At 70.6% G+C, this 22,383-nt stretch carries 22 protein-coding genes and 7 tRNA genes; 18 read left to right on the forward strand and 11 right to left on the reverse strand.

The genetic code is table 11. From position 1 onward, the window contains the following. A partial coding sequence (locus CLM62_RS37570; protein WP_257004323.1) for a serine/threonine protein kinase occupies positions 1 to 1,265 on the reverse strand: 1,265 nt, incomplete at its 3' end. 196 nt (positions 1,266 to 1,461) lie between these two features. Here CLM62_RS37570 and CLM62_RS37575 point away from each other — a divergent pair. From CLM62_RS37575 to CLM62_RS37590, 4 genes are all read left to right on the forward strand, one after another. Beyond that, a complete protein-coding gene (locus CLM62_RS37575) occupies positions 1,462 to 1,737 on the forward strand; it encodes a hypothetical protein (protein WP_095754460.1) in 276 nt (91 codons plus the stop codon). Between the two features lie 198 nt (positions 1,738 to 1,935). Continuing rightward, complete coding sequence (locus tag CLM62_RS37580) at positions 1,936 to 2,133, forward strand: hypothetical protein (RefSeq protein ID WP_095754378.1); 198 nt, start codon at positions 1,936 to 1,938, stop codon at positions 2,131 to 2,133. A 376-nt stretch (positions 2,134 to 2,509) separates the two neighbouring features. Further along, entirely contained in the window at positions 2,510 to 3,445 is a 936-nt protein-coding gene (locus tag CLM62_RS37585) for a phosphotransferase family protein (RefSeq protein WP_095754379.1), read from the forward strand. A gap of 80 nt (positions 3,446 to 3,525) precedes the next feature. Further along, the gene (locus CLM62_RS37590; RefSeq protein WP_095754380.1) at positions 3,526 to 3,825 is read left to right on the forward strand and encodes a zf-TFIIB domain-containing protein; all 300 of its coding nucleotides are present in this window, start codon (positions 3,526 to 3,528) and stop codon (positions 3,823 to 3,825) included. A 62-nt stretch (positions 3,826 to 3,887) separates the two neighbouring features. Here the strand turns inward: CLM62_RS37590 and CLM62_RS37595 are convergent. The 5 genes from CLM62_RS37595 to CLM62_RS37615 all read right to left on the reverse strand — a co-directional run bounded on the left by CLM62_RS37595 (position 3,888) and on the right by CLM62_RS37615 (position 4,336). Further along, positions 3,888 to 3,959 (reverse strand) — tRNA-Val (locus CLM62_RS37595). Between the two features lie 11 nt (positions 3,960 to 3,970). Next, positions 3,971 to 4,042 (reverse strand) — tRNA-Val (locus CLM62_RS37600). 36 nt (positions 4,043 to 4,078) lie between these two features. Next, positions 4,079 to 4,150 (reverse strand) — tRNA-Val (locus tag CLM62_RS37605). A gap of 1 nt (position 4,151) precedes the next feature. Further along, a tRNA-Cys gene (locus CLM62_RS37610) sits at positions 4,152 to 4,225 on the reverse strand. A gap of 38 nt (positions 4,226 to 4,263) precedes the next feature. Next, positions 4,264 to 4,336 (reverse strand) — tRNA-Gly (locus tag CLM62_RS37615). 178 nt (positions 4,337 to 4,514) lie between these two features. On the opposite strand from CLM62_RS37615, the gene CLM62_RS37620 reads away from it, so the two are divergent. From CLM62_RS37620 to CLM62_RS37630, 3 genes are all read left to right on the forward strand, one after another. After that, complete coding sequence (locus CLM62_RS37620) at positions 4,515 to 5,666, forward strand: chorismate-binding protein (protein ID WP_095754381.1); 1,152 nt, start codon at positions 4,515 to 4,517, stop codon at positions 5,664 to 5,666. Beyond that, entirely contained in the window at positions 5,663 to 6,484 is an 822-nt protein-coding gene (locus tag CLM62_RS37625) for an aminotransferase class IV (RefSeq protein ID WP_095754382.1), read from the forward strand. The genes CLM62_RS37620 and CLM62_RS37625 overlap by 4 nt, the downstream gene beginning before the upstream one ends. A 67-nt stretch (positions 6,485 to 6,551) precedes the next feature. Continuing rightward, positions 6,552 to 7,379 carry an N-acetyltransferase gene (locus CLM62_RS37630; RefSeq protein ID WP_095754383.1) on the forward strand — a complete coding sequence of 276 codons (828 nt, stop codon included), beginning with the start codon at positions 6,552 to 6,554 and terminating at the stop codon, positions 7,377 to 7,379. Between the two features lie 2 nt (positions 7,380 to 7,381). Here CLM62_RS37630 and CLM62_RS37635 read toward each other — a convergent pair whose 3' ends face one another. Then, positions 7,382 to 7,897 (reverse strand): DsbA family protein, encoded by a 516-nt coding sequence (locus CLM62_RS37635; protein WP_095754384.1) that lies wholly within the window; start codon positions 7,895 to 7,897, stop codon positions 7,382 to 7,384. A 297-nt stretch (positions 7,898 to 8,194) separates the two neighbouring features. On the opposite strand from CLM62_RS37635, the gene CLM62_RS37640 reads away from it, so the two are divergent. Beyond that, positions 8,195 to 8,641, forward strand: a complete 447-nt coding sequence (locus CLM62_RS37640; RefSeq protein ID WP_095754385.1) for a hypothetical protein — start codon at positions 8,195 to 8,197, stop codon at positions 8,639 to 8,641. Positions 8,642 to 8,818: 177 nt separating this feature from the next. After that, a complete protein-coding gene (locus tag CLM62_RS50435) occupies positions 8,819 to 8,971 on the forward strand; it encodes a hypothetical protein (RefSeq protein WP_164873000.1) in 153 nt (50 codons plus the stop codon). Between the two features lie 81 nt (positions 8,972 to 9,052). Here CLM62_RS50435 and CLM62_RS37645 read toward each other — a convergent pair whose 3' ends face one another. Together CLM62_RS37645 and CLM62_RS37650 are read right to left on the reverse strand one after the other, a co-directional pair. Next, positions 9,053 to 9,613: a CGNR zinc finger domain-containing protein gene (locus CLM62_RS37645; RefSeq protein ID WP_095754386.1), complete on the reverse strand. Its 561-nt coding sequence runs from the start codon at positions 9,611 to 9,613 to the stop codon at positions 9,053 to 9,055. 458 nt (positions 9,614 to 10,071) lie between these two features. Continuing rightward, positions 10,072 to 10,485: an SsgA family sporulation/cell division regulator gene (locus tag CLM62_RS37650; protein WP_004002642.1), complete on the reverse strand. Its 414-nt coding sequence runs from the start codon at positions 10,483 to 10,485 to the stop codon at positions 10,072 to 10,074. A 191-nt stretch (positions 10,486 to 10,676) separates the two neighbouring features. Between CLM62_RS37650 and CLM62_RS37655 the strand changes: the two genes are divergently transcribed. From CLM62_RS37655 to CLM62_RS37685, 7 genes are all read left to right on the forward strand, one after another. Then, positions 10,677 to 11,132: a TIGR02611 family protein gene (locus CLM62_RS37655; protein WP_095754387.1), complete on the forward strand. Its 456-nt coding sequence runs from the start codon at positions 10,677 to 10,679 to the stop codon at positions 11,130 to 11,132. 78 nt (positions 11,133 to 11,210) lie between these two features. Then, positions 11,211 to 11,282 (forward strand) — tRNA-Val (locus CLM62_RS37660). Positions 11,283 to 11,643: 361 nt separating this feature from the next. Beyond that, complete coding sequence (locus tag CLM62_RS37665) at positions 11,644 to 12,930, forward strand: ABC transporter substrate-binding protein (protein WP_095754388.1); 1,287 nt, start codon at positions 11,644 to 11,646, stop codon at positions 12,928 to 12,930. A 14-nt stretch (positions 12,931 to 12,944) separates the two neighbouring features. After that, complete coding sequence (locus CLM62_RS37670; RefSeq protein WP_095754389.1) at positions 12,945 to 13,901, forward strand: carbohydrate ABC transporter permease; 957 nt, start codon at positions 12,945 to 12,947, stop codon at positions 13,899 to 13,901. Continuing rightward, on the forward strand, positions 13,898 to 14,773 hold the full coding sequence (locus CLM62_RS37675) for a carbohydrate ABC transporter permease (RefSeq protein WP_095754390.1): 876 nt from the start codon (positions 13,898 to 13,900) through the stop codon (positions 14,771 to 14,773). Before CLM62_RS37670 ends, CLM62_RS37675 begins: the two co-directional genes overlap by 4 nt. Positions 14,774 to 14,783: 10 nt before the next feature. After that, entirely contained in the window at positions 14,784 to 15,383 is a 600-nt protein-coding gene (locus CLM62_RS37680) for a hypothetical protein (protein WP_095754391.1), read from the forward strand. Positions 15,384 to 15,480: 97 nt separating this feature from the next. Further along, positions 15,481 to 18,222, forward strand: coding sequence for a Tat pathway signal sequence domain protein (locus CLM62_RS37685; protein ID WP_095754392.1), 2,742 nt, complete (start codon positions 15,481 to 15,483; stop codon positions 18,220 to 18,222). Between the two features lie 7 nt (positions 18,223 to 18,229). Here CLM62_RS37685 and CLM62_RS52305 read toward each other — a convergent pair whose 3' ends face one another. Next, positions 18,230 to 20,929 (reverse strand): SCO7613 C-terminal domain-containing membrane protein, encoded by a 2,700-nt coding sequence (locus CLM62_RS52305; RefSeq protein ID WP_095754393.1) that lies wholly within the window; start codon positions 20,927 to 20,929, stop codon positions 18,230 to 18,232. 94 nt (positions 20,930 to 21,023) lie between these two features. Here CLM62_RS52305 and CLM62_RS37695 point away from each other — a divergent pair, with 94 nt between their 5' ends. Then, complete coding sequence (locus CLM62_RS37695) at positions 21,024 to 21,470, forward strand: SRPBCC family protein (RefSeq protein WP_095754394.1); 447 nt, start codon at positions 21,024 to 21,026, stop codon at positions 21,468 to 21,470. A 39-nt stretch (positions 21,471 to 21,509) separates the two neighbouring features. Beyond that, positions 21,510 to 21,581: transfer RNA gene (locus tag CLM62_RS37700), tRNA-Val, on the forward strand. Positions 21,582 to 21,634: 53 nt separating this feature from the next. On the opposite strand, the gene CLM62_RS37705 is transcribed toward CLM62_RS37700, so the two are convergent. Beyond that, entirely contained in the window at positions 21,635 to 22,363 is a 729-nt protein-coding gene (locus CLM62_RS37705; RefSeq protein WP_095754395.1) for a 3'-5' exonuclease, read from the reverse strand. Positions 22,364 to 22,383 lie beyond the last annotated feature (20 nt).

Below are 22,383 nucleotides of genomic sequence, written 5' to 3' on the forward strand. Positions count from 1 at the left end.
CCGCGCGACGGCGCACCACTGCGCGGCGGGGGAGTCCCCGGCGCACCCTGGGTGCCCTGCTGTCCATGCGGACGCCGCTGCGGCGCTCGCTCCGGGTAGGCGTCGGCGAGCCGCCCGGTGGGCCGGTCCGCCTCACCGCCGCGCGGCGCCGGCGGACGTACGTCCGCCAGCCCCTGCGCCTCCCGGGCTGCGATCTCCTTCAGGCGCAGCGACAGCTGGAGCGTGCTGGGCCGCTCCTCGGGGTCCTTCGCCAGACACGCACGCACCAGCGGAGCCAGTGCGTCCGGTACGCCGTGCGTCCCCGGCGCACCCTGGGTGCCCTGCTGTCCATGCGGACGCCGCTGCGGCGCTCGCTCCGGGTAGGCGTCGGCGAGCCGCCCGGTGGGCCGGTCCGCCTCACCGCCGCGCGGCGCCGGCGGACGTACGTCCGCCAGCCCCTGCGCCTCCCGGGCTGCGATCTCCTTCAGGCGCAGCGACAGCTGGAGCGTGCTGGGCCGCTCCTCGGGGTCCTTCGCCAGACACGCACGCACCAGCGGAGCCAGTGCGTCCGGTACGCCGTGCAGTTGGGGCTCCTCGTGCACCACGCGGTACAGCATCACCTCGGAGCTGCCGTGCCCGAAGGGCGAGTCGCCCATCGACGCGTACGCCAGCGTCGCGCCGAGGGAGAACACGTCCGTGGCGGGCGTCACCGCGGCGCCGCGCACCTGCTCGGGGGCGAGGAAGCCGGGGGAGCCGACCGCCGTGCCGACGTGGGTGAGCGTCGAGGCCCCGGTCGCCCAGGCGATGCCGAAGTCGATGATCCGCGGGCCCTTGGGGGACAGCAGGATGTTGGACGGCTTCAGGTCCCGGTGCACGACCCCGGCCTCGTGCACGGCGACCAGTCCCTCCGACAGGGCGGCGCCGATCGCGGCGACGTCGGCCGCGCCCAGCGCCCCCTCGCCGGCCACCTTGTCGTGCAGGGAGGGGCCGGGCACGTACTGCGTGGCGAACCACGGCCGGTCCGCCTCCAGGTCGGCGGCGACCAGCCGCGCCGTGCACCCACCGCGGATCCGCCGTGCCGCCGAGACCTCACGCGCGAACCGCGAGCGGAACTCCTGATCCTCCGCCAGATCCGGCCGGATCACCTTCAGCGCGACCCGCTGGCCCTTCCGGTCGGAGCCCAGGTAGACAACGCCCATTCCCCCCGCGCCGAGCCGTCTGTGAAGCCTGAACGAGCCGACGACGCGCGGGTCCTCGCGCCTCAGGCGCATCATCGCCATGTTCATCCCCGCTGCCCGGTCCGTGTGACGTGGCACAGCTTACGTTTCCACGGCCCGCTGCGCGCAGAGGCCGCGCCCTCTCGGGGCGATGGATTGTCAGTGCCGGGTGGGACACTTGAAAGGTGGTCAGGGAGTGGGTGAGCAGGCCGACTTCGGCCTGCGGGCGATCCCAACCACCCGCCGCAGAAGGGGGATTGAGCCCATGAAGGGTGATCGTGTGGAGATAGTCGTGGATGCCGGGGACACGACGCGTACGTACGAGGTGGTGGCGAGCCGGGCGGGCCGCCGCGTGGAGACGGCGGTGCGCCGAGGCGTGGTGGAAGTGAGCGAAGTCACCCGCAGCGGCACCGTCGTGCGTACGGCCCGATTCATGGCGAACCGGGTCCTGGCGCTGGTGGAACAGCCGGTTCCCCGGGAGGACAGCTCGGAGAAATCGGGGCACAGCGGACGCCCCCTCCGGGAAGACCCCGAGACCTAGGACGTCGTCTCCACCCAGGGGAGTACTCCGCAGGTCATGGCTCATCCTCCGGGAGGCCCGGCAATCGGTACGAGGGCATGACGCCCGTGGAGGCCCGGCCGCCTAGATTTGAGGTCAAGCGGCGGGTGCAGCACTCGTCCCCCGAGGTCAGACACCCGCCGCTGCCAACCACAACTGAGAACGGTCAGGAGAGGGACCATGGCCCAGACGGCATCGCGGACGATGATCCGCAGGCAGGAGCGCGCGGCGTTCCGCACCCGCCGCACGGGTCGCCGCCACCCGCTGGTGGCGACGCTCATGGCTCTTCCCCTGGCGGCACTGCTCCTCGTCGTCTTCGACGGCTGGGAGACAGTGGCGACACAGGCGTCGTCCGTGGGAGTGATGCTGGGGCGCTGAGCGGCGACCCCAGGCCCGGAAGAGCGGTCCGGGCGGGGACATCCACCCATGAAACCCCGTGGGGACGGGGGTGCGGCGGACGGCACAAATGCCGGCGCAGCTGGGGAGCTGCGCCGGCATTGCTGTGCTCTGCGCCTAAACCGGCGCCGCTCTCGCGGACGTGGTTGCTGTTCGTGGGGGTTCCTCAATTATTGGTTGCGGTTCATGCGGTTTCCTTCGAGGGTCACCTCTTGGCCGACCGAGTCGGGTGGTGGGTGGGCATAGGTCCGGGGGTCTGGGGGCGGAGCCCCCAGCGAGGCCAACGCCGGGCACCTGGCAACTCCGGCCCAGCAGCCTGCGTACCCTCAGCACCAGCCCCGTCCGCTCCAGGAGCCCCGTGATCTCAAGCACCCTCCTCTCCGACCTCACCGCCCGAGTCAGGGCCAAGGCCCACTCGGCAGCACCCGCCTGCCCCTGCGGAGCAACCGGCACGCTCGCCGACCGCCCCGACGCCACAGTCGTCCGGCACGCCGACACCGTCGCCAAGGCCCACGCCCCGGACATGGCCAGGACCGATCTGGCGCCTCGCCTCACCGTCGCGACTCACCTCCCCGGCATCCTCCTGCCCCCGCTCAGCCCGACGCCGGTCGACCTGCACGGCCGACTCGTCACGTTCTGGCCGTACGGCACCCCTGTGGACCCGGAAGACCCGGACGCGGCCCCCTGGGAGTCCGCCGCCACCCTCCTCGCCCACCTCCACCGCACCCCCGCGCCGGCCCTGCCTCCCATGCGCGGCCCCGCCAAAGCGGCCCGGGCCGTCGCCCGCCTCCGGGCGACGGCGACCGTCACCGCCACCGCCCCCGTCCTCCGCGCCTGGTCCACCCTCCCCGCCTGGGCCCGGGCCGAGGGCCCCATGCCGGACACCACCACCCTCTGCCACGGCGACCTCCACCTCGGCCAGCTCGTTCGCCACCCCGCCCCCAACGGCCCCTGGCTGCTCATCGACGTCGACGATCTCGGCGTCGGCGTCCCCGCCTGGGACCTGGCCCGCCCCGCGGCCTGGTACGCCTGCGGGCTGCTCCCGCTCGACGAGTGGACCCGCTTCCTGACCGCATACCGCGTGGCGGGTGGCCCGGCCGTCCCCGCGCACGGCGACCCCTGGCCGGCACTCGACGTCCCCGCCCGCGCGCTCACCGTGCAGACCGCCGCCCGGTCGATCGCCAAGGCGGCCGCGGCGGGCCATGCCCTGGACGAGGTGGAGCAGGCCTTGGTCGACGCCTGCGACCGAATGAGTTCCACCCCGCCGGACTTGGCGCGAGGTTTCCCGACGTAGGGTGCAACCGACCGCAGCCGGACAGAGTCTGTCCTGGCGAAACGCGAAGCAGGACCGACCGGCGAGGAGTTGAGCCGACCATGCAGTGTCCGAAGTGCCATGCGCCGATGCACACGTACAACCGCAACGGCGTTCAGATCGAGCAGTGCAGCGGCTGCCGCGGCATTTTCCTCGACTACGGCGAGCTGGAGGCGCTGACCCGCCTGGAGTCCCAGTGGTCCGGGCCCGCCGTCCCGCCGCCCCCGGCCGCTCCGCAGTACCCGGCCGCGCCCGGCGGCCATGCCGCCCCCGCTTGGGGCGCCCCGCACGGCGGCCACCATGGTGGGCACCATGGTCACCACCGCGACCGGGGCTTCGGCCGCATGCTGTTCTCCAGCTGAGAGCCGAGAGCCGACCGGCAGACGAAGAAGCCCCCGGCCGCAGGGCCGGGGGCTTCGGTGTGTGGACGATACTGGGATTGAACCAGTGACCTCTTCCGTGTCAGGGAAGCGCTCTCCCGCTGAGCTAATCGTCCCGGGTACTGCGTGCGCGATACTGGGATTGAACCAGTGACCTCTTCCGTGTCAGGGAAGCGCTCTCCCGCTGAGCTAATCGCGCGGGGCCGGATCTTGCCGTACATGCTGGAAGATCCAGTGGACGATACTGGGATTGAACCAGTGACCTCTTCCGTGTCAGGGAAGCGCTCTCCCGCTGAGCTAATCGTCCTTGGAGGTGGAGACGGGATTTGAACCCGTGTAGACGGCTTTGCAGGCCGTTGCCTCGCCTCTCGGCCACTCCACCAGGAGTGCGGGGAACGGGAAGATCCCCTTCTTCCTTCGAGCGGACGACGAGGTTCGAACTCGCGACCTCAACCTTGGCAAGGTTGCGCTCTACCAACTGAGCTACGTCCGCCTGTCGTTTCGGTCGGCTTACGCGTTCCGGCGACGTGGTGAACTCTAGCGGATTCCGGGTCCAGGACAAAAACGCGTTTGCGCAGCGTGCTGCGCTACGCCTGCTCACGGGCCTGCTCAGGACACCCGGAGGGTCACGACGAGGTCACCCGCGGGACACCCGCCATAGACTCGGCTGCGTGCCCAACCTGCCTCCTCTCGCTCGTTTCGGTGACCGTGTCGCCACGGGGCTCCTCGACGTCACCGGCGATACCGCGGCCCTGGACTCCACCGGTTTCTGGGCGGTTTGCGCCGACTACGAGGGCCGTGTGACCTGCGCCCGCTTCAGGGACGTACGTGAGGAGCCCGTGCCCACCCCGGTGCGGGGGGAGTGGCGGGGGCCGACCGCCGGTGACTGGATGTCCTCCCTCGACCGCGCCGCGTACACGGCCGGCGTGCGGCGCATCCGTGAGCACATCGCCGCCGGCGAGGTCTACCAGGCGAACCTCTGCCGGGTGCTGTCCGCGCCCGTGCCACCGGACGCCGACGTGGACGCCCTCACCGCCCTGTTGGCCCGCGGCAACCCGGCGCCGTACGCAGGAACGATCCGCCTGCCCGGTCACGGCGTGGAGATAGCCACCGCGTCCCCCGAGCTGTTCCTGCGCCGCGAGGGCCGGGTCGTCGAGTCCGGCCCGATCAAGGGCACAGGGCGTACCGAGGCGGACCTCCTGGACAAGGACTACGCCGAGAACGTGATGATCGTGGACCTCGTCCGCAATGACATCGGTCGCGTCTGCGCCACCGGCAGCGTGACCGTCCCCGATCTGTGCGCCGTGGAGAAGCACCCCGGCCTGGTCCACCTCGTGTCGACCGTCCGCGGCGAGCTGCGCGAGAGTGCCGGCTGGCCGGAGCTGCTGACCGCCGCATTCCCCCCCGGCTCGGTCACCGGGGCGCCCAAGTCGAGCGCCCTGCGGATCATCGAGGCGCTGGAGACGGCGCCCAGAGGTCCGTACTGCGGCGGGATCGGCTGGGTGGACGCGGACCGGGGCGTCGGTGAGCTGGCCGTGGGCATCCGCACCTTCTGGATCGACCGGGAGGCGGGCGTGCTGCGTTTCGGCACCGGTGCCGGCATCACCTGGGGTTCCGATCCCGAGAGCGAGTGGCAGGAGACCGAACTGAAGGCGGCCCGGCTCCTCGCGGTAGCGTCGGGGACATACGAGGTGAGCGGAGAGGGTCTGACGACGTGCTGTGCCGGCCCGGGGGACGCAGCACCTCATAGCGGTTCCACCGCGGGCCGGACCCCCGGCCGCTGCGACGCCCCCGGTACTGACTTGCGAGGAAGAGACCAGTGAAGCTATGGCTCGACGGCGGGCTGCAGGACGTCAAAGCCGCCCGCGTATCCGTCTTCGACCACGGGCTGACCGTGGGCGACGGCATCTTCGAGACGGTGAAGGCGATGGACGGGAAGCCGTTCGCGCTCACCCGGCACCTCGACCGGCTGACCCGCTCCGCGCGCGGCCTGGGCCTGCCCGACCCCGACCACGACGAGGTTCGCCGCGCCTGCGCCGCCGTCCTGGACGCCAACCCGATGCCGCTGGGCCGGCTGCGCATCACGTACACCGGCGGCCACGGCCCGCTCGGCTCCGACCGCGGTGTCCAGGGCCCCACCCTCGTGGTCGCCCTCGGCGCGTCCGCCCGGCGGCCCGACTCCACGGCCGTGATCACGGTCCCCTGGACCCGCAACGAGCGCGGCGCGCTCACCGGCCTCAAGACGACCTCGTACGCGGAGAACGTCGTCGCCCTCGCCCGGGCCCGTGAACGCGGCGCCACCGAGGCGTTGTTCGGCAACACCGTCGGACAGCTCTGCGAGGGCACCGGGTCGAACGTCTTCGTCGTCCTCGACGGCGAGATCCACACCCCGCCGCTCGCCTCCGGCTGCCTCGCGGGCATCACCCGCGCCCTGGCCGTCGAGTGGACGGGCGCGAGGGAGACCGACCTGCCACTGGACGTCCTGGAACAGGCTGAGGAGATCTTCCTCACCTCCACGCTGCGGGACGTCCAGGCCGTGCACCGGGTCGACGACCGTGAACTGCCGAGCGCGCCGGGCCCGGTGACCGCAAAGGCCATGCGGATCTTCGACGAGCGGTCCGGGGACGACCTCGATCCGTAAAGGCCGCACATATGGGGCGGCCGCACATATTGGGCTGACCCGGAGCGCCGCAGCGGGTAGAACACCGATGATGACCACGACCCTGCGGCCCACCGAGCCGCTCCAGCGTGCCGCCGACGGGGTGCTGTCCCGCCACTACCAGGTGTGCGTGAACAGCCGTCCCGTCGGAGCGATACACCTGTCGACGCACCCTGTCTTCGAGCCCGCCGTCGCCCGGATCGAAGACCTGCGCATCGAGGAACCGGACCGTCGGCGCGGCCGGGGCACAGTGGCCGCGCTCGCCGCCGAAGAAGTGGCACGGGGCTGGGGCTGCAAGCGGATCGACATCTCCGTGCCCGCCGAGGCGGAGGCCGCGCTGCGGCTCGCCACGGCCCTCGGCTACGTGCAGCGCAACCGCGGCATGGAGAAACACCTTGGCACGACCGCGCCCGAACTGCCGAAGGGCAGCCGGGGCAGACCCCTGACCGGGACCGAGTACGGGCCGTGGCTCGAACACGGCAAGGAGAAGTACGCGCAGAGCTGGATCGACCGCGGCGTCCCCGCGGACGAGGCACGGGCCAAGTCCGAGAGGGACCACGCGCGGCTGCTGCCGCAGGGGCCCGGGACCCCGGGTGTGCTGCTGAGCGTCCTCGAGCACGAGGGCACCCGAGTGGGCACGCTCTGGGTGGCGCTTGAGGAGGAGAGGGCGTACGTCTACGACGTCGAGGCCGCCGCGCGTTTCCGCGGCCGGGGACACGGCCGTTCTCTGATGCTGCTGGCCGAGGTCCAGGCGGTGGCCGCCGGAAAGCGCGTCCTCGGCCTCAACGTCTTCACGGGCAACACCCCGGCCGAGCGGTTGTACGAGTCACTCGGCTACGTCCCGGTGCGGTACTCCATGTACAAGAACCTGCTCTGAGGTCACTGAGCCAGCAACCGGTCCGCGATCTCCTCGACACGCTCGCGCAGCCCCTCCTGGCTCTTGCCGCCGTCGAGACGCTCGCCGCCGATGACGTACGTGGGGGTGCCGGTCACGCCGATCGCCTTGCCCTCGGCCTGGTCGGCGTCCACGATCAGGATGTGCCGGCCGTCGATCAGCGCGGTGTCGAACTCCTCGGCGTCCAGACCGAGTTCACGGGCGACCTCGACCAGGAAGGGTTCTCCCTTACGGCCCAGTTCCTCCACCCGGCCCAGCACGGCCTCGACGTACGCCCAGCCCTGCCCCTGCTCCGCGGCCTCCTCGGCGGCCTGTGCGGCGGCGAAGGCGTGCTTGTTCTTCTCCAGCGGGAAGTGCCGCAGCCGCAGTTCCAGCCGGTCGCCGTAGCGGGCGCGCAGAGCGCGCAGGTCGTCCAGGGCGCTGCGACAGTCCGGGCACTGGAGGTCGCACCAGACGTCGAGCACGGGGACGGCGGGACGGGCGGGAGAGGAGTCGCTCATGGTCACAGTCTCCCAGCCCCAGGGCCTGTGTCGGAAGTGGCGTCGTCCGCCCGGAGGGCGGGCCAGGCGTCGCCCGGCAGGCGCCACTTCCGAAACAGGCCCTGCCCCGGACGGCCCAATCGGACCTCGGCGTCCGGCGGCCCGTCGAGTTGTACGACCTCGACCGGCACCTGCGGAGGAGCCGACCCGGAGATGTCCCTGATGTCCGGCCGGAGGATGGCCCGGCGGGGCGCGGCGGGTGCAGGATGGAAGGGACGAAGTGGCCCCTGCCCGACCGAACCCTGCCTGGAGGACCGGATGATTGCCGAGACCGTCTGTTCCGCCGTCTCCGCGGCAGGCCTGGGCATCGCGGTGGTCACGGCGTACCGCAAGCGCTTCCTCACAGCCGCCCGCATCGCCGCGTACTCACTCGTCCCGATCGGCCTGGTCATGACCGGCGTCGTCGAATGGCTGGCGGACACCGCCTTCAGCCCGACGGCCTGGGCGGGCTTCGGAGTGCTCGGCCTGTCCTGGATGCTGTTCGCGACCACACGTGCCGTGGAGCGCCGGCGCGGCGGCACCCGCAAGGAGCGCAAGGCGGCCAAGAGCGCCGCCCAGCGGGAGGCCGTGGCTCCGGCGGCTTCGGCGCCCTCTCTGGCGGCGGGCTCCCGCCCGTCGGCCCGGCCCGCGGGCAAGCCCCGCGCCGAGACCGCCACGGACGACTTCAGCGACATCGAGGCCATCCTGAAGAAGCACGGCATATGACCTTCGCGGAAGACGGCATATGACGTCCGCATGACGGACTGAAACGACACAGTGGGCTCCCGCGCGTCCGGAAGTGATCACGACCCGAACCGGACATCACGGAATCCGGCGAACTCCCGCTCATTACGGGCGTGTTGATCGCGCCGGGAGTGCCGACTGCGTCATCATCGCCGCGAGATGCTGGACACGACACAGAGCGATGCCGCGCCGCCGCAGGACGAGCCGCGCGGATGCCTCTTCGCCCTTTCCCAGCCACCGCTGATGATCTTCCTTGCGGTGATCGGGTGTCTGCTGCTCACGGCTGCGCTGCACGACCTGCTGTTGCTGTGAGCCGTACCCGTGGTTCCCGGCGCCACCCGCCGGGGACCACGTCGACACTTCTGTTGTCGGTCCTGGCGTGTCGCCCGGACGTCAGCCGGCCGCTTCCTTGCGCCGCGCCCGGTATGCGGCCACGTGCAGACGGTTTCCACAGGTCCGGCTGTCGCAGTAGCGCCGCGAGCGGTTGCGCGAGAGGTCCACGAAGGCCCGTCGGCAGTCGGGCGCCTCGCAGCGGCGCAGCCGCTCCTGCTCGCCGGCCACCACGAAGAACGCGAGTGCCATCCCGCAGTCGGCCGCCAGGTGATCCGCGACGGAGGCGCCGGGGGCGAAGTAGTGCACATGCCAGTCGTAACCGTCGTGGTCCGTGAGACGGGGGGTGGTGCCGGCGGCGGCGACCAGATCGTTGATCAGCGCGGCGGCGGCCCGGGGGTTCGGAGCGGCGAAGACCGCTGCGAAGCGTCCGCGGATCTTGCGCACCGCCGAGAGATCGAACTCCGAGAGCGTCCCCACATCACTGATTTCGTGGTTTCGTACGAAATCCTCGAGGGCCGCGACGTCCGGCAGTGCGTCGGGCGCCGCGTCGTCCTCCGGCGCGGTGTTCACCAGATCCACCACGGTGTCGAGCGCGCACCGGGTGTCGTGGGTGATCAGCACGTTTCGCTCCCTGGCCTGGGGGTCGGGCGTGCGCCCGCCGATGCAGGCCGATGGTAATGGCTCGCCCGAAGAGGAAGCACCCGTGGAACGGCCCGTTCCGAGCTGCACGGCCTGCCGACGGCCGATCCCGTAGTCGTCAGGCTACGGGCAGTCGTGCCTCCCCCCAGTGCCTCGAGGGTGCCTTGAGGGCCTGGGGGCCCCATGGGCGGCTCCCGACCCCAAACGGGCGGCAGCCCGTAAGCGCCGGGCCGCGCGACCCACCCCCGCCCAGCCCCCATACCGGGCACCTGGCACCAACGGGCACCTGAAACCCCGGGCACCGGAAACCCGGCGCCCGCACACACGCATCGGCGCCGCCCCCGCAAAGGGCGCGGCGCCGATCCTCGCCGTATACGGCTGTCTGAGCCCGAGCCGTCTCCCCGAGTGGACGGCGCCGGGCGGCTCTGTGTGCCCTCGCCCTAGCTCTCCGCCAGGATGTGCGAGAGCTCCTGATCGAGATCGAAATGCCGGTGTTCCGTGCCGGGAGGCACAGCCGCGTCCGTCCGCTTCAGGAAGGACTCCAGGGCCCGCGCCGGGGCCTCGAGCAGGGCCTCGCCCTCCGGAGAGCTCAGGGCGATGCAGACGACGCCCTGACCGTGGCTGCGCGACGGCCAGACGCGAACATCGCCGGTGCCGGTGGGCCGGTGGAGGCCCTCCGCGAGGAGGTCGCGGGCGAACACCCACTCGACGGTCTCCTCGGCTCCGGTGTGGAAGGTGGCGTGCACGGCGTAGGGGTCGGCCGTGTCGTACCGCAGGCCTGCGGGGACAGGCAGGGAGGACTCGCTCGACACAACGAGGCGCAGGTGCAGCTCGCAGCTGACCGTGGTGTTCATAAGCGCCAGGGCCTTTCGCTCAGTGTGCGCTCGGGGATTCGCACGTCGGCGAAATCGACATGCCACCTACGGTGCCGTTGTAAACCCCTCTGAGCGTTTTGCGTGTCTTTACGTAACTCTTCCGGCCGAGAGTACGTTCGTCCCGTACGGCCATTCCGGTGACCGGTTTACGTCCGGTAGGGTTTGGCCGTATGAATACGGGGAGTGACGAGCCGGGCGAGGTCGTTGCCGTGGCTGCGGACGAGACCAAGACTGACGGGGTGAAGAGCGAGCAGGGGCTCGGCTCCAGAGCACCCGAATTCATCAAGGCGCGCCGTCTGCTGCACCTGAGCTGGCAGGTCTGCGTCTTCATCATCGGGCTCGCGGTCGTGGTCGTGGGTATCATCATGCTGCCGCTGCCCGGCCCGGGCTGGGTCGTGATCTTCGGCGGCATGGCGATCTGGGCGACCGAGTTCGTCTGGGCCCAGCTGGTGCTGCGCTGGACCAAGCGCAAGGTCACCGAGGCAGCCTCGCGCGCCCTGGACCCGAAGGTGCGGCGGCGCAACATCATCCTGACGACGATCGGGCTCGTGATCGTAGGCGTGATCGTCGGGATCTACCTGGTGAAGTTCGGTTCAGTGATGCCCTGGAAGATCAAGGACCAGTGATCCGTGACGGGGGTGCGCCGTCCGGTCGGCACGGGTCACCCGCACCCCCTGACATGCGGTAATGTTCTTCCTGCGTCCGGGCGATTAGCTCAGTGGGAGAGCGCTTCGTTCACACCGAAGAGGTCACTGGTTCGAACCCAGTATCGCCCACCCGGATCGGCGGCCCGTCTGCGACAGAGCAGGCGGGCCGCCGACGTGTGCGCACCTCTCGGGTGGGCTTCCCACCCCTCGGGCAGGCCTGTGGCGTCCGGCGATTTTTGGCCGAGCAAGAACCGGCTGTGGAAGGTCGGTTCGCGTTCGGCCCACCGATCGCACCCGCCTCACCTGCGGCATTGCCCCGACCGTCGCCCGACCCGCCTCCGACGGAACGTCAGATCGCCGAGTCGCGCCCCAAGAAATTCCTGTCCGAATCATTGACGCACCCCGAAGCCCTCCGTAGCTTGTGCCAGCAAGCGCTTACTTGAAACGATTCATGCAGGCGGCAATGACGCTGCGGGGAGGGGGCCCAACCATGGGAACCAGCAGGAATGTTGAGAGGCGAACGATCCTGAAGGTGGCCGGGGCCTCGGCTGCCACGCTCGGGCTGGGAGCGACGACCGCGTGCGGTGGTGAGAGCGGTTCCGGAGACGGGACGGTGACACTCCGTTACGCGTGGTGGGGCGGGGAGCCGCGCACCATCGCCATCAAGAAGACGATCGCGCTCTTCGAGAAGAAGTACCCGAAGATCAAGATCAAGCCTGAATTCACCGACTACGAGGCGTTCTGGGAGAAGTTCCAGACCCAGGCCTCCGGCGGGAATCCGCCGGACGTTTTCCAGAATGCGGTCGGCTTTCTGCGCAAGTACGACAAGCGCGGCGTTCTGATGGATCTCAAGGCGCAGGCGGACGCCGGGAACCTGGACCTGAAGAACTTCCGCAACGGCGTTCTGGCGAACGGTCAGGTTGACGGCAAGCAGATCGGCATACCCGTCGGCGCCAACACCATGGCGCTCGTCATCGACCGCAAGGCCTTCGAGAAGGCGGGCGTCGAGGCGAAGTTCGGCTGGACCTGGGACGAGTACTTCGACGCGCTCCAGACGATCCAGGACAAGCTGAAGATCGCCGGTGACACCGGCTACTTCAGCATCATGTATCTCTACGACCTGTATCTGCGTCAGAACGGCAAGGCCTTCTTCACCGACACCGATCTCGGCTTCACCGAGGATGATCTGACGCAGTGGTGGGAGGACGGCTACAAGCGCGTGAGGTCCGGGCTCGTCGCCGACCCGAAGAAGATCGAGCAGGTCAAGCCGAAGTCCGGTCTGTCGGCGGGGCTCGCCGCGTCCGAGTTCACCTGGGACAACTTCTCCATCCGCTACGAGGGTGAGGGCGAGTCCGACTACGGGCTCGCGCCGATCCCCACCACGGACGGCAAGAACACCGGCCAGTACCTCGGTTCGCTGATGATGAGTGCCTTCTCCGGGACCAAGCACCCCAAGGAAGTCGCCCAGTTCATCAGCTTCATGGTCCATGACCCCGAGGTCGGCAAGATCATGGGCTACGACCGAGGCATCCTCGCCACGACCGAGCAGTACGAGGCCTTCACGCCCACCGACGACAACAACAAGGGCGTCAAGGCGTACGAGGAGGAGGTCGCCGCGGCCGGCGTCCTCGGGAAGATCACCCCGCACCCGTCCGGCACGGACGTCATCGAGGCGGCGTTCCTGCGTCTCGGCGGTGAGGTCGCCCAGGGCAAGAGCAAGCCGGCCGACGCCGCGAAGGCGCTGTTCAGCGAGGCCAAGGCCGCGTTCGCGGGCTGAGGGGACGTACCACCATGACGCTCGTCAAGGAAGCGCCCGTGCGCCCGGCCGGGAAGCGGTCCGCCGCTCCCGCCGCCGGGCGGCGCGGGCGGCGCCGCGAGAACCTCGCCGGCTATCTCTTCATGTCGCCGTGGATCGCGGGGTTCCTGCTGCTCACGGCGGGGCCGATGATCGCGTCGCTGTACTACGCGTTCACCAGCTACAACCTGTTCACGCCGCCCCAGTGGGTGGGGCTGGACAACTTCACGACGATGTTCCAGGACCCGCGCTGGCAGAAGTCGGTCGAGGTCACGCTGAAGTACGTCGTCGTGGCCACACCGCTGAAGCTGCTGCTCGCGCTCGGCGTCGCGCTGCTGCTCGCGCAGAGTCGGCGCGGACAGGGCCTGTACCGGGCCGCGTTCTACATGCCCTCGCTCATCGGTGCCAGCGTCTCCGTGGGCTTCGTGTGGCGGGCGCTGTTCTCGGACGACGCGATCGTGGACCGTACGCAGAAGATCTTCGGTTTCGACGTGGGCGGCTGGATCGGCAACCCGGACTACGTGATCTACGCCCTGGTGGCCCTGAGTATCTGGCAGTTCGGCGCGCCCATGGTCATCTTCCTGGCCGGCCTCAAGCAGGTCCCGCAGGAGCTGTACGAGGCTGCCGAGGTGGACGGGGCGGGTCCCCTCCGGCGGTTCTGGAACATCACGCTGCCGATGATCTCCCCGGTGCTGTTCTTCAACGTGCTGCTGGAGTCCATCCACGCGTTCCAGGTGTTCGGATCCGCCTACGTCGTCTCCGACACCCGGTGCGGGCCCGCCGACGCCACGCTCGTCTACACCTGTTACCTCTATCAGAAGGGCTTCAAGGAGGCCCAGATGGGCTTCGCCTCCGCGATGGCCTGGACGCTGGTGATCGCGGTGGCGCTCGTCACGGCGGTCCTGTTCTGGTCGCAGAAGAAGTGGGTGCACTACGAGGAGGCCGCCAAGTGACCAGTGCCACCAGCCCTGCCCTGCGCACCGCCAACGAGCGGCGGCGCACCGGATCGATCGCCTGGCACGTGGGCGCACTCGTCGTCCTCGCGGTCGTCCTGTATCCCGTGATCTGGGTGGTCGGCGCCTCGTTCAAGCCGAGCAAGGACATCATCGCCAGCCTCGACCTGTTGCCCACCAAGCCGGTCTGGGCGAACTTCTCCGGGCTTGCCGACGGCATCTCGGGCATCTCCATCACCAGCTTCTTCACCAACTCGCTGATGTACGCGGTCCTGGCCGTGGTCGGCGTGGTGCTGTCCAGCTCCCTGACCGCCTACGCCTTCGCCAAGATCCGGTTCGCCGGACGGAACCTGCTCTTCACGCTGATGATCGGCACGCTGCTGCTGCCGTACCACGTGCTGCTCATCCCGCAGTACGTGCTCTTCCGCAACCTCGAGCTCACCGACACCCTGGTGCCGCTCGTCGCGGGCAAGTTCCTTGCCACGGAAGCCTTCTTCGTGTTCCTGATGGTGCAGTTCATGCGCGGGCTCCCCAAGGAGCTGGACGAGGCCGCCAAGCTCGACGGCTGCGGGCATCTGCGCACCTACTGGTCGATCGTGCTGCCACTGAGCCGGCCCGCGCTCATCACCAGCGCGATCTTCACCTTCATCAACGCCTGGAACGACTTCATGGGACCGTTGATCTACCTCAACACCCCCGAGAAGTACACCGTTTCGCTCGGCCTGATGATGTTCCGCGACCAGGAGGGCATCTCCAACTACGGCAGCATGATCGCGATGTCGCTGGTGGCGCTGGTTCCGGTCATCGCCTTCTTCATGGCCTTCCAGCGCTACCTCATCGACGGTATGGCGACCTCCGGACTGAAGGGCTGAGGCGGTCACCATGGCGCAAGCACGCGTGAAGGCCCGCTCCCCGCGCAAGGAGTCCGTGTTCGGCGAGCGCTTCGCAGTCTTCGCCGAGTGTCTGCTCACGGGCGTGTGGATCGCCGTGGCCTGTCTCGGGGTCGTCACCTACCCCGCGGCCTTCGCCGCCGGCGCACGGCACCTGCGGCGTCGTACGGCCCACGAGGGCGGTGGCTGGCGGGAGTTCGTCGCGGACTTCCGGAGGGCCGTGCGCGGCGGGTGGGTCGTCGGGCTCGCCGGGTGGGCGGCGGCCGCCGCGGTCTGGGTGGATGTCCTGGCCGCGCAGGCCGGGCTGCCCGGTGGGCCGTTCGTGGGGGCCGTCGGCATCTTCGCGCTGATCGGGCTCGCCGTCGCCCTGCTGCGCGCGGCGGCCGTCTGGACGCCGGGTGCCTCCTGGCGCGCCCTGCTCGCTCAGGCCGGCCGCCGTACCGTGCTCGACCCTGCCGGGTCCTTCCTGATCATCGGCGGGCTGGCCGTGGTGGCCGTGTCCGCCTGGTTCGTCGCGCCGCTGGCGGTCCCCGTCCTGGGGGCCGTCGCGGCGGCGGCCGTCGCCGTGGAGGAGCGGTACCGGCTCCGCTGACGGGCGGTGCCCTCGCATCAGGTCGGCGCCCTGGGCGCCGTACCTCACTCTGTCATGCCCCTGACCACCCTGCACCCCCGCACGGAAAGGAAAGGTCATGTCCCCCATTCCCCGTAGGTCCATCCTCAAGGCGGCCGCCGTCGCCGGAGCCGCCGCGCAGTTCAGCTGGGCGCTAGGAGCCAAGGACGCCGAGGCCGCGCCGAGAGCCGCGGACGCCGACGCCGATCCGGTGACCCTGGACTGGCTGGAGGACGGCGGCCTGGGCGCCGCCCCCGGCTCCACCGTCGGCGTCCCCTGGCCGAAGGGCGTCTACCAGGAGGACCAGAAGTTCGCGGTGACGGACGCGGACGGCAAGTCCGTGCCCGTGCAGTCGTGGCCGATCGCCTACTGGCCGGACGGTTCGCTCAAGTGGACCGCGCACGCGGTCAGTTCGGGCTCCGGAAAGCTCACCCTCGCCGCGGGTGAGGCCGCCACCCCCGACAAGAAGGTCACCGTCGACAAGAGCGGCGGCACCATCGACATCTCCACCGGCGTCATCACCGCCAAGATCGGCAAGTCCGGTGCCACGCTGATCAAGTCGGTCACCCGTGGATCCACCGAGATCGCCAAGAACGGCCGGCTCGTGCTGATCCGCCAGCCCGAGATCGAGGACGAGGACCAGGGCTCGGTGAAGACCGAGCGCTTCGAGGGCGCCATCTCGAAGGTCGAGGTCGAACAGGAGGGCCCGGTCCGCGCGGTCGTCCGCATCGACGGCAAGCACCGCAAGGGCAGCCGGAGCTGGCTGCCGTTCTCGATCCGGCTGTACTTCTACGCGGGTGCCGAATCCTTCCGCATGGTGCACACGATCACGTACGACGGCACGCAGGAGCCGGGCAAGGCCAGCGGTGACTTCATCCGAGGGCTGGGCGTGCGCTTCACCGTCCCCATGCGGGACCAGTCCTACGACCGCCACATCCGCATCGGCGGCGACGGCACCGGTCTGCTGCGGGAGGCCGTCAAGGGCATCACCGGACTGCGGCGCGACCCGGGGGCGGCCGTGCGGACGGCCCAGTTCGAGGGCAAGAAGCTGCCGGACCCGTCCACCTGGGACCAGCGGGTCACCACCCGCCTCCAGTACATCCCCGAGTGGGGCGACTACACCCTCTCGCAACTCTCCGCCGACGGCTTCGGCGTGCGCAAGCGCACCAAGAAGGGCCACGGCTGGATCCCCGCGGGAGGCGGCCGGCGGGCCAGCGGCTTCGGTTACGTCGGCGGCGCGAGCGGCGGATTCGCCTTTGGGCTGCGGGACTTCTGGGAGAAGCACCCCGCCCAACTCGACATCCGCGACGCCCAGACCGACGAGGCCGAGGTCACCCTTTGGCTCTGGTCACCCGAGGCGCAGCCCATGGACCTGCGCTTCTACCACGACGGCATGGGCCAGGACACGTACCCCGAACAGCTCGAAGGCCTCAACATCACCTACGAGGACTACGAACCCGGCTTCGGCACCCCCTACGGCATCGCCCGCACCAGCGAACTCCTCTTCTGGGCCCACGACTCCACGCCCAGCGCCGAGGCGATGGCCCAGCAGGTCGAGGCCGTACGCACCCCGCCGCAGCTGGCCGCCCCGCCCAAGCAGCTCATCAAGGCGGGCGTCTTCGGCAAGCTGTTCTCCGAGCCGGACCGCTCCACCAGCGCCAAGGCGAAGATCGAGGACCACCTCGACTTCCTCTTCACCTACTACAAGGACCAGGTGGAGATGCGCCGTTGGTACGGCTTCTGGGACTACGGCGACATCATGCACAGCTACGACCCCAGCCGCCACCAGTGGTGCTACGACGTCGGCGGCTACGCCTGGGACAACTCCGAACTCTCGCCCGACCTGTGGCTCTGGTTCGCGTACATGCGCTCCGGCCGCGCCGACGTCTTCCGCTTCGCCGAGGCCATGACCCGGCACACCGGCGAGGTCGACGTCTACCACCTCGGCAAGTGGGCGGGCCTCGGCACCCGCCATGGCGTCCAGCACTACGCGGACAGCGCCAAGCAGCAGCGCATCGCCAACACCACCTACCGCCGCTACTACTACTTCCTCACCGCGGACGAACGCGTCGGCGACCTCATGCACGCCAACGTCGACTCCGACGAGACGTTCCTCGTCCTCGACCCCATCCGCAAGATCCGCACCGAGCCGTACACCCCCGACCGCAACGCCCTGTCCATCGGCTTCGGCACCGACTGGAGCGGCCTGGTCTCGGCCTGGCTCACCGAGTGGGAGCGGCGCGGCCCCAAGTGGGAGAAGGCCAAAGCGCGGGTCATGTCCACCATGGAGACCATCGCCGCCCAGCCCAACGGCTTTGTCCAGGGCGACGCGCTCTACGACCTGGACACCGGGAAGTTCGCCGTCGCCAAGCAGCCGAAGGTCGGCGTCTCGCACCTGTCGGCCATGTTCGGTCTGGTCGAGCTGTGCGCCGAGCTGATCGACCAGGTCGACATGCCGAAGTTCAAGGAGGCGTGGCTCGACTACTGCCGCTACTTCAACGCCACCAAGGCCGAGCAGGCCGCCCGCTACGGCTCCAACTTCGGCAACCTGCTGCTCTTCCAGGGGCACTCACGGCAGGACGCCTACGCCGCCGTCCAGACCGGCGACGACAAGCTGGCCGCACGGGCGTGGCGGCAGTTCTACAACAGCGCCGACCCCTGGGACTACAAGGAGTCCACCGACTGGTCCACGAAGAAGATAGAGGGACCGACCGCCCTGGTACCCGGCAGCGAGGCGGCGTGGGTGTCCACCAACGCCACCGCGCTGTACGGACTGGCGGCCATCCAGAACCTCGCGCTGGTGGGCGACAAGATGCCGTAGCCGGCGTCTAGTCCATCCTCTCCAGAACCTCCCGCACCCGCCGGACGTCCCGGATCCGCTGCTCGTACGTCGCACCCAGCGCGAGCAGCAGGAGTCCGGCGAGGGCGGGAGGCACCCAGCGGGGAAGCGCGCCGGTCACCTGCACGAGGTACGGAGCGAGTTCGTGCAGGGCGACCAGGGCGAGCACCGAGCCGCCGAGCAGCAGCGGCGCCTGGAGGTGATGCCGGGCGCCCAGCAGGGTGACCAGCAGCGCCGCCGCGCCCAGCAGCAGCGGGCGCGTCCAGTGCGGGTCGCCCCAGGCCGCGACGAGGCTCGGCACGAGGGTGGCGGCGAGTCCGGAGCCGTACGCCGTCCAGGAGGAGGCCTGCGGGTCGCGGCGCCTGCGCAGGGCGCCGACGAGCAGCGCCGGGACGGTGACCGGGATCGTGTACGCCTCAGGAGTGTCGACGTCCCATGCCGCCAGGCGTACCCAGGTGGCCAGGACGAAAAGGGCCCCGGACGCGTAGGCGACGGAGCGGCGGCCGGGACGGATCGCCGTGCCCGCGGCGATCACTGCGCAGAGCGCGAGGACCAGGGCGAGGATCGGCGGGTCGCCTGCGGCCAGGCCGACGGCGAGCAGCGCGGCGGCCGCGCCCGCGACCTCGACCGGGACCGTGGACCGGGAATCGCCCAGCCGCGCCGCGAGCAAGGCCGAGGCCACGGGCACCGCCAGGACCAGCAGGGCGGTGTACTCCGGCTGCCAGTCCGCGGCGGCGCCGGTCGCCGCGGCCAGCGCGGCGGCGTACGCGAGCGCGGCCGGGGCCGTGACGGGGGCGAGATGTGCCCGCCACGAGGCCGACGCGAACAGTGCCGTCAGCGCGCCGAGCACAACAAGGGTCGCGGTCTGGGAGGCGAGGGAGAGGAGGGCGAGGCTGAGGGAGGTGACCAGCGCGAGGACGAGGGCGGTGAGCCGACGTCCTTCGGCGTCGGGCGTGGCTTCGCGCATGTACGCCGCTGCCGCGAGCGCTCCGGCTGCCGTGACTCCCTGAGCCAACAGCCCGGCGAAGTAGGGAAGTTCGAGGACCGCAGGCAGGACGAGCGCCGTGGCCCAGATCAGCCCCAGCGCGCCGGTCCGTGCCCGAGGACGCCAGGCCGCGTCACGGACCACCAGGGCGAGTACGACCGCCACCGCCGCCGGCACGATGGGAGCCGCGGCCGCCTCCGGCGGCCAGGGCGCGTCGATCGTCACCGCGGCACGGACGTCCGACGGCGTACCGGTCCAGGCGCGCTCCGCCCAGCCCACCGGCCCCAGCACCGCCACACCGACGACGGGCAGCGCCCACAGCACGGCCAGCGCCTGTACGGCACCGGAGGCCCAGCCGAGTCCCTGCCGCACCGCATCCGGCAGCCGACCGGCCAGTACCGCCGCCAACAGGGCGATCCCACAGGCCAGATGCGCCGGAACCGTCCACATCTCCGGCAGCACAGAGCGCGCCAGACCGCCGAGCGCGGCAACCATGAGCAGCCCGGAGGTGACGGCGAGGCCGAGAGAGCGCCTTTCGCCGGGGGTGCGGGCATCGCCATGGCCCATGGTGGCGCCAGGGCTGTGCTCATCGGCTCGGCTGTGGTCGGGCCGGTTCTCCGTGTCGGCGGGTCCGCGCTGTTCGTTTCGACGGTCGGTGTCGCCGGGCTCGCGGGCATCGACTCGTCCTCGGAGGCCGCCCGGCCGGCTCTGGTCGGGCCGGTTCTTCGTGTCGCCGGGTCCGCGCTGTTCGATTCGGCTGTCTGCGTCGCCGGGCTCGCGCGCGTCACCGCGGCCGTCTGCGCCGCCCGGGGCGCGCTGATCGGCTCGGCCGTCAGCCTCGCCCGCCTCGCGCACAGCCGTACGCCCGCCATGCCACGCGGCGCCCAGCGCGATCGCCGACCCAAGAGTGAGGAGCGCCGCCGCACGGGCGGCGGCGCTCGGGCCGGTGGCCGTCCAGGACAGCCAGCCGGCGGTCAGTACGCCCCAGGCACCCATGCCGTACGCGCCGACGGCGGCGACGACGCGTACGGACCCGGCCGTCCCCCGAAGCGCCACCAGTGTGTCCACCCCAGCCGTCACCAGCAGCGCGGCCGTGATCCCGTACGGATCGGCGCCGGCGGCCAGTGCCCACAGGAGCAGCGGGAGCTGGGCCGCGGCCAGCGCGGCGGGGAGGGGCAGCCGCAACCCGGCCGTACCCGGCAGCAGGCCGTACGCCAGCCAGGTCCCCGCCAGCACCGCCGACGCCACCGCCGCGTACCCCGCCCCGTCCGTCCCCGCGAGGGCGACTTCGTGCAGGGCATAGGCGTCGAGAACCGTCAGTGCGAGCCCGAGGCCCGCCACCGACTCGGCCGTCGACCGCAGCCCCCGCTTCAGCAGCACCGCCGGCACCGCGAGCGCGGCCAGCGTGACCGCGCCGAAGACCAGCGCCCGCCCGGTGATCCCCAGATGACCCCAGCTGACCAGGGTGAAGACCATCGCCGCGATGGTGAGCAGGACCCCACCGAGCAGCAGGAGCACGTTCTGCACACTGGGTGCGGCCGCCTCCGGGCGGGGCGGTGCGACGGGAGCCTGGGGCTGGACCCTGTGCAGGGCCGCGACCAGCCAGGCACGGCGGGCCAGCAACTGGGCTCGCCGGGCGTCCAGTTGCCACAGCTCGGCATCGAGGAGCCGCAACTCCTCGGCCGGGGGCGGAATCTGCGTCATGCCTGGAGTGTGGTCTGGGTCACGGCGCTCGGCATGAGTGCGGGTACTCACGACGTACTCAGATACGCGCCCCCATGCCGGGCAGACTCAGCTCATGGACTGGACCCATTACCGCTTCCGCAGCCTGTGGGCGCTGCCCGCGCGGCCCGCCACCGTGTACGACGCCCTGGAACGGGTCGAGGACTATCCGCGCTGGTGGCGGCAGGTGCGTGAGGTGAACCGGATCGACGACACGAGCGGGGTGGTCAGGATCCGTTCCCTCCTGCCGTACGACATGACCTTCGTCGCGCGCGAGGTGCGACGCGATCCGGATGCCGGGGTCCTGGAGGTCGCCATGACCGGGGACGTCGACGGCTGGGCGCGCTGGACGATCACCGCTCGGGAGGGTGGCAGCCTGGCCCGGTACGACCAGGTGGTCGACGTGAAAAAACCGCTGCTGAGGCGCTTCGCCGTGCCGGGACGGCCGGTCTTCCGGCTCAACCACTGGCTGATGATGCGGGCCGGACGGCGGGGACTGGCCGCCTACTTGGAAGCGGTTTGAAGGAAACGTGCCGGGACCTGTATTGTTCACTGCGTTCCCGGGCGATTAGCTCAGTGGGAGAGCGCTTCGTTCACACCGAAGAGGCCACTGGTTCGAACCCAGTATCGCCCACCGGGAAAGGCCGGTCCGCCGCAGCGGACCGGCTTTTTTGTGTACCTGGCAACCTATGCGGCCGCCGCCGGCAGGTCCGGACGCAGCGGCCACGCCGGATCCACCGCCTCCTCCGTGCCGCTGCGAGCGAACCACGCCTGCAGGCCCCGCGCCTGCGCCGCGTGCCACACCGCCTGCAGCATGTGCAGTTCGGCGGGGGAGAGGCGCTCCAGCCGCGCCGCGAAACGGTGCCCCACCGCCCGTACGACATCCAGCGCGGCCAGTGCGTCTGCCGCCGCGTCGTGCGCGCCCTCCAGCGAGACGCCGTAGTGCGCGCACAGGTCGGTGAGAGTGCGGCGGCCCTTGCGGTAGCGGTCCAGGTGTTTGTCCAGGACCCGCGGGTCGAGCACCAACAGCGGCGACGTCTCGAACCAGCCGCTCAGCGACGAGGCCCGATGGCGACGCAACTCGCGGTCCAGCAGCGTCAGATCGAACGGCGCGTTCATCACCACCAGCGGACGGCCCGCCGCCGCCTGCTCCGCCAGCGCCTCGGCTATCTCGTACATCACCGGCGCCGGCCAGCGGCCGTTGAGCCTCAGATGCTCCTCCGTCAGCCCGTGCACCGCCGTCGCCGCGGCGGGCACCGGCACGCCCGGGTTCACCAGCCACCGGCTCACCCGAGGCCGGGTCCCCGGAGCGTCCTGGACGACGACGGCGGCCGACACGATCCGGTCGGCCTCGACGTCCACACCCGTGGTCTCTGTGTCGAAAGCGGCCAAGGCCCCCTCATACCAGCACGTCATACCTACACAACCCCTCGTTC

It is taken from the genome of Streptomyces sp. SA15, assembly GCF_002291145.1.
Taxonomy (GTDB): domain Bacteria; phylum Actinomycetota; class Actinomycetes; order Streptomycetales; family Streptomycetaceae; genus Streptomyces.

Coding starts and splice junctions, on each gene's coding strand:
- CLM62_RS37575 (WP_095754460.1), top strand. CDS start 1,462: ATGAAGGGTGATCGTGTGGAGATAGTCGTGGATGCCGGGGACACGACG.
- CLM62_RS37580 (WP_095754378.1), top strand. CDS start 1,936: ATGGCCCAGACGGCATCGCGGACGATGATCCGCAGGCAGGAGCGCGCG.
- CLM62_RS37590 (WP_095754380.1), top strand. CDS start 3,526: ATGCAGTGTCCGAAGTGCCATGCGCCGATGCACACGTACAACCGCAAC.
- CLM62_RS37630 (WP_095754383.1), top strand. CDS start 6,552: ATGATGACCACGACCCTGCGGCCCACCGAGCCGCTCCAGCGTGCCGCC.
- CLM62_RS37635 (WP_095754384.1), bottom strand. CDS start 7,897: ATGAGCGACTCCTCTCCCGCCCGTCCCGCCGTCCCCGTGCTCGACGTC.
- CLM62_RS37640 (WP_095754385.1), top strand. CDS start 8,195: ATGATTGCCGAGACCGTCTGTTCCGCCGTCTCCGCGGCAGGCCTGGGC.
- CLM62_RS50435 (WP_164873000.1), top strand. CDS start 8,819: ATGCTGGACACGACACAGAGCGATGCCGCGCCGCCGCAGGACGAGCCG.
- CLM62_RS37650 (WP_004002642.1), bottom strand. CDS start 10,485: ATGAACACCACGGTCAGCTGCGAGCTGCACCTGCGCCTCGTTGTGTCG.
- CLM62_RS37655 (WP_095754387.1), top strand. CDS start 10,677: ATGAATACGGGGAGTGACGAGCCGGGCGAGGTCGTTGCCGTGGCTGCG.
- CLM62_RS37665 (WP_095754388.1), top strand. CDS start 11,644: ATGGGAACCAGCAGGAATGTTGAGAGGCGAACGATCCTGAAGGTGGCC.
- CLM62_RS37670 (WP_095754389.1), top strand. CDS start 12,945: ATGACGCTCGTCAAGGAAGCGCCCGTGCGCCCGGCCGGGAAGCGGTCC.
- CLM62_RS37680 (WP_095754391.1), top strand. CDS start 14,784: ATGGCGCAAGCACGCGTGAAGGCCCGCTCCCCGCGCAAGGAGTCCGTG.
- CLM62_RS37685 (WP_095754392.1), top strand. CDS start 15,481: ATGTCCCCCATTCCCCGTAGGTCCATCCTCAAGGCGGCCGCCGTCGCC.
- CLM62_RS52305 (WP_095754393.1), bottom strand. CDS start 20,929: ATGACGCAGATTCCGCCCCCGGCCGAGGAGTTGCGGCTCCTCGATGCC.
- CLM62_RS37695 (WP_095754394.1), top strand. CDS start 21,024: ATGGACTGGACCCATTACCGCTTCCGCAGCCTGTGGGCGCTGCCCGCG.
- CLM62_RS37705 (WP_095754395.1), bottom strand. CDS start 22,363: ATGACGTGCTGGTATGAGGGGGCCTTGGCCGCTTTCGACACAGAGACC.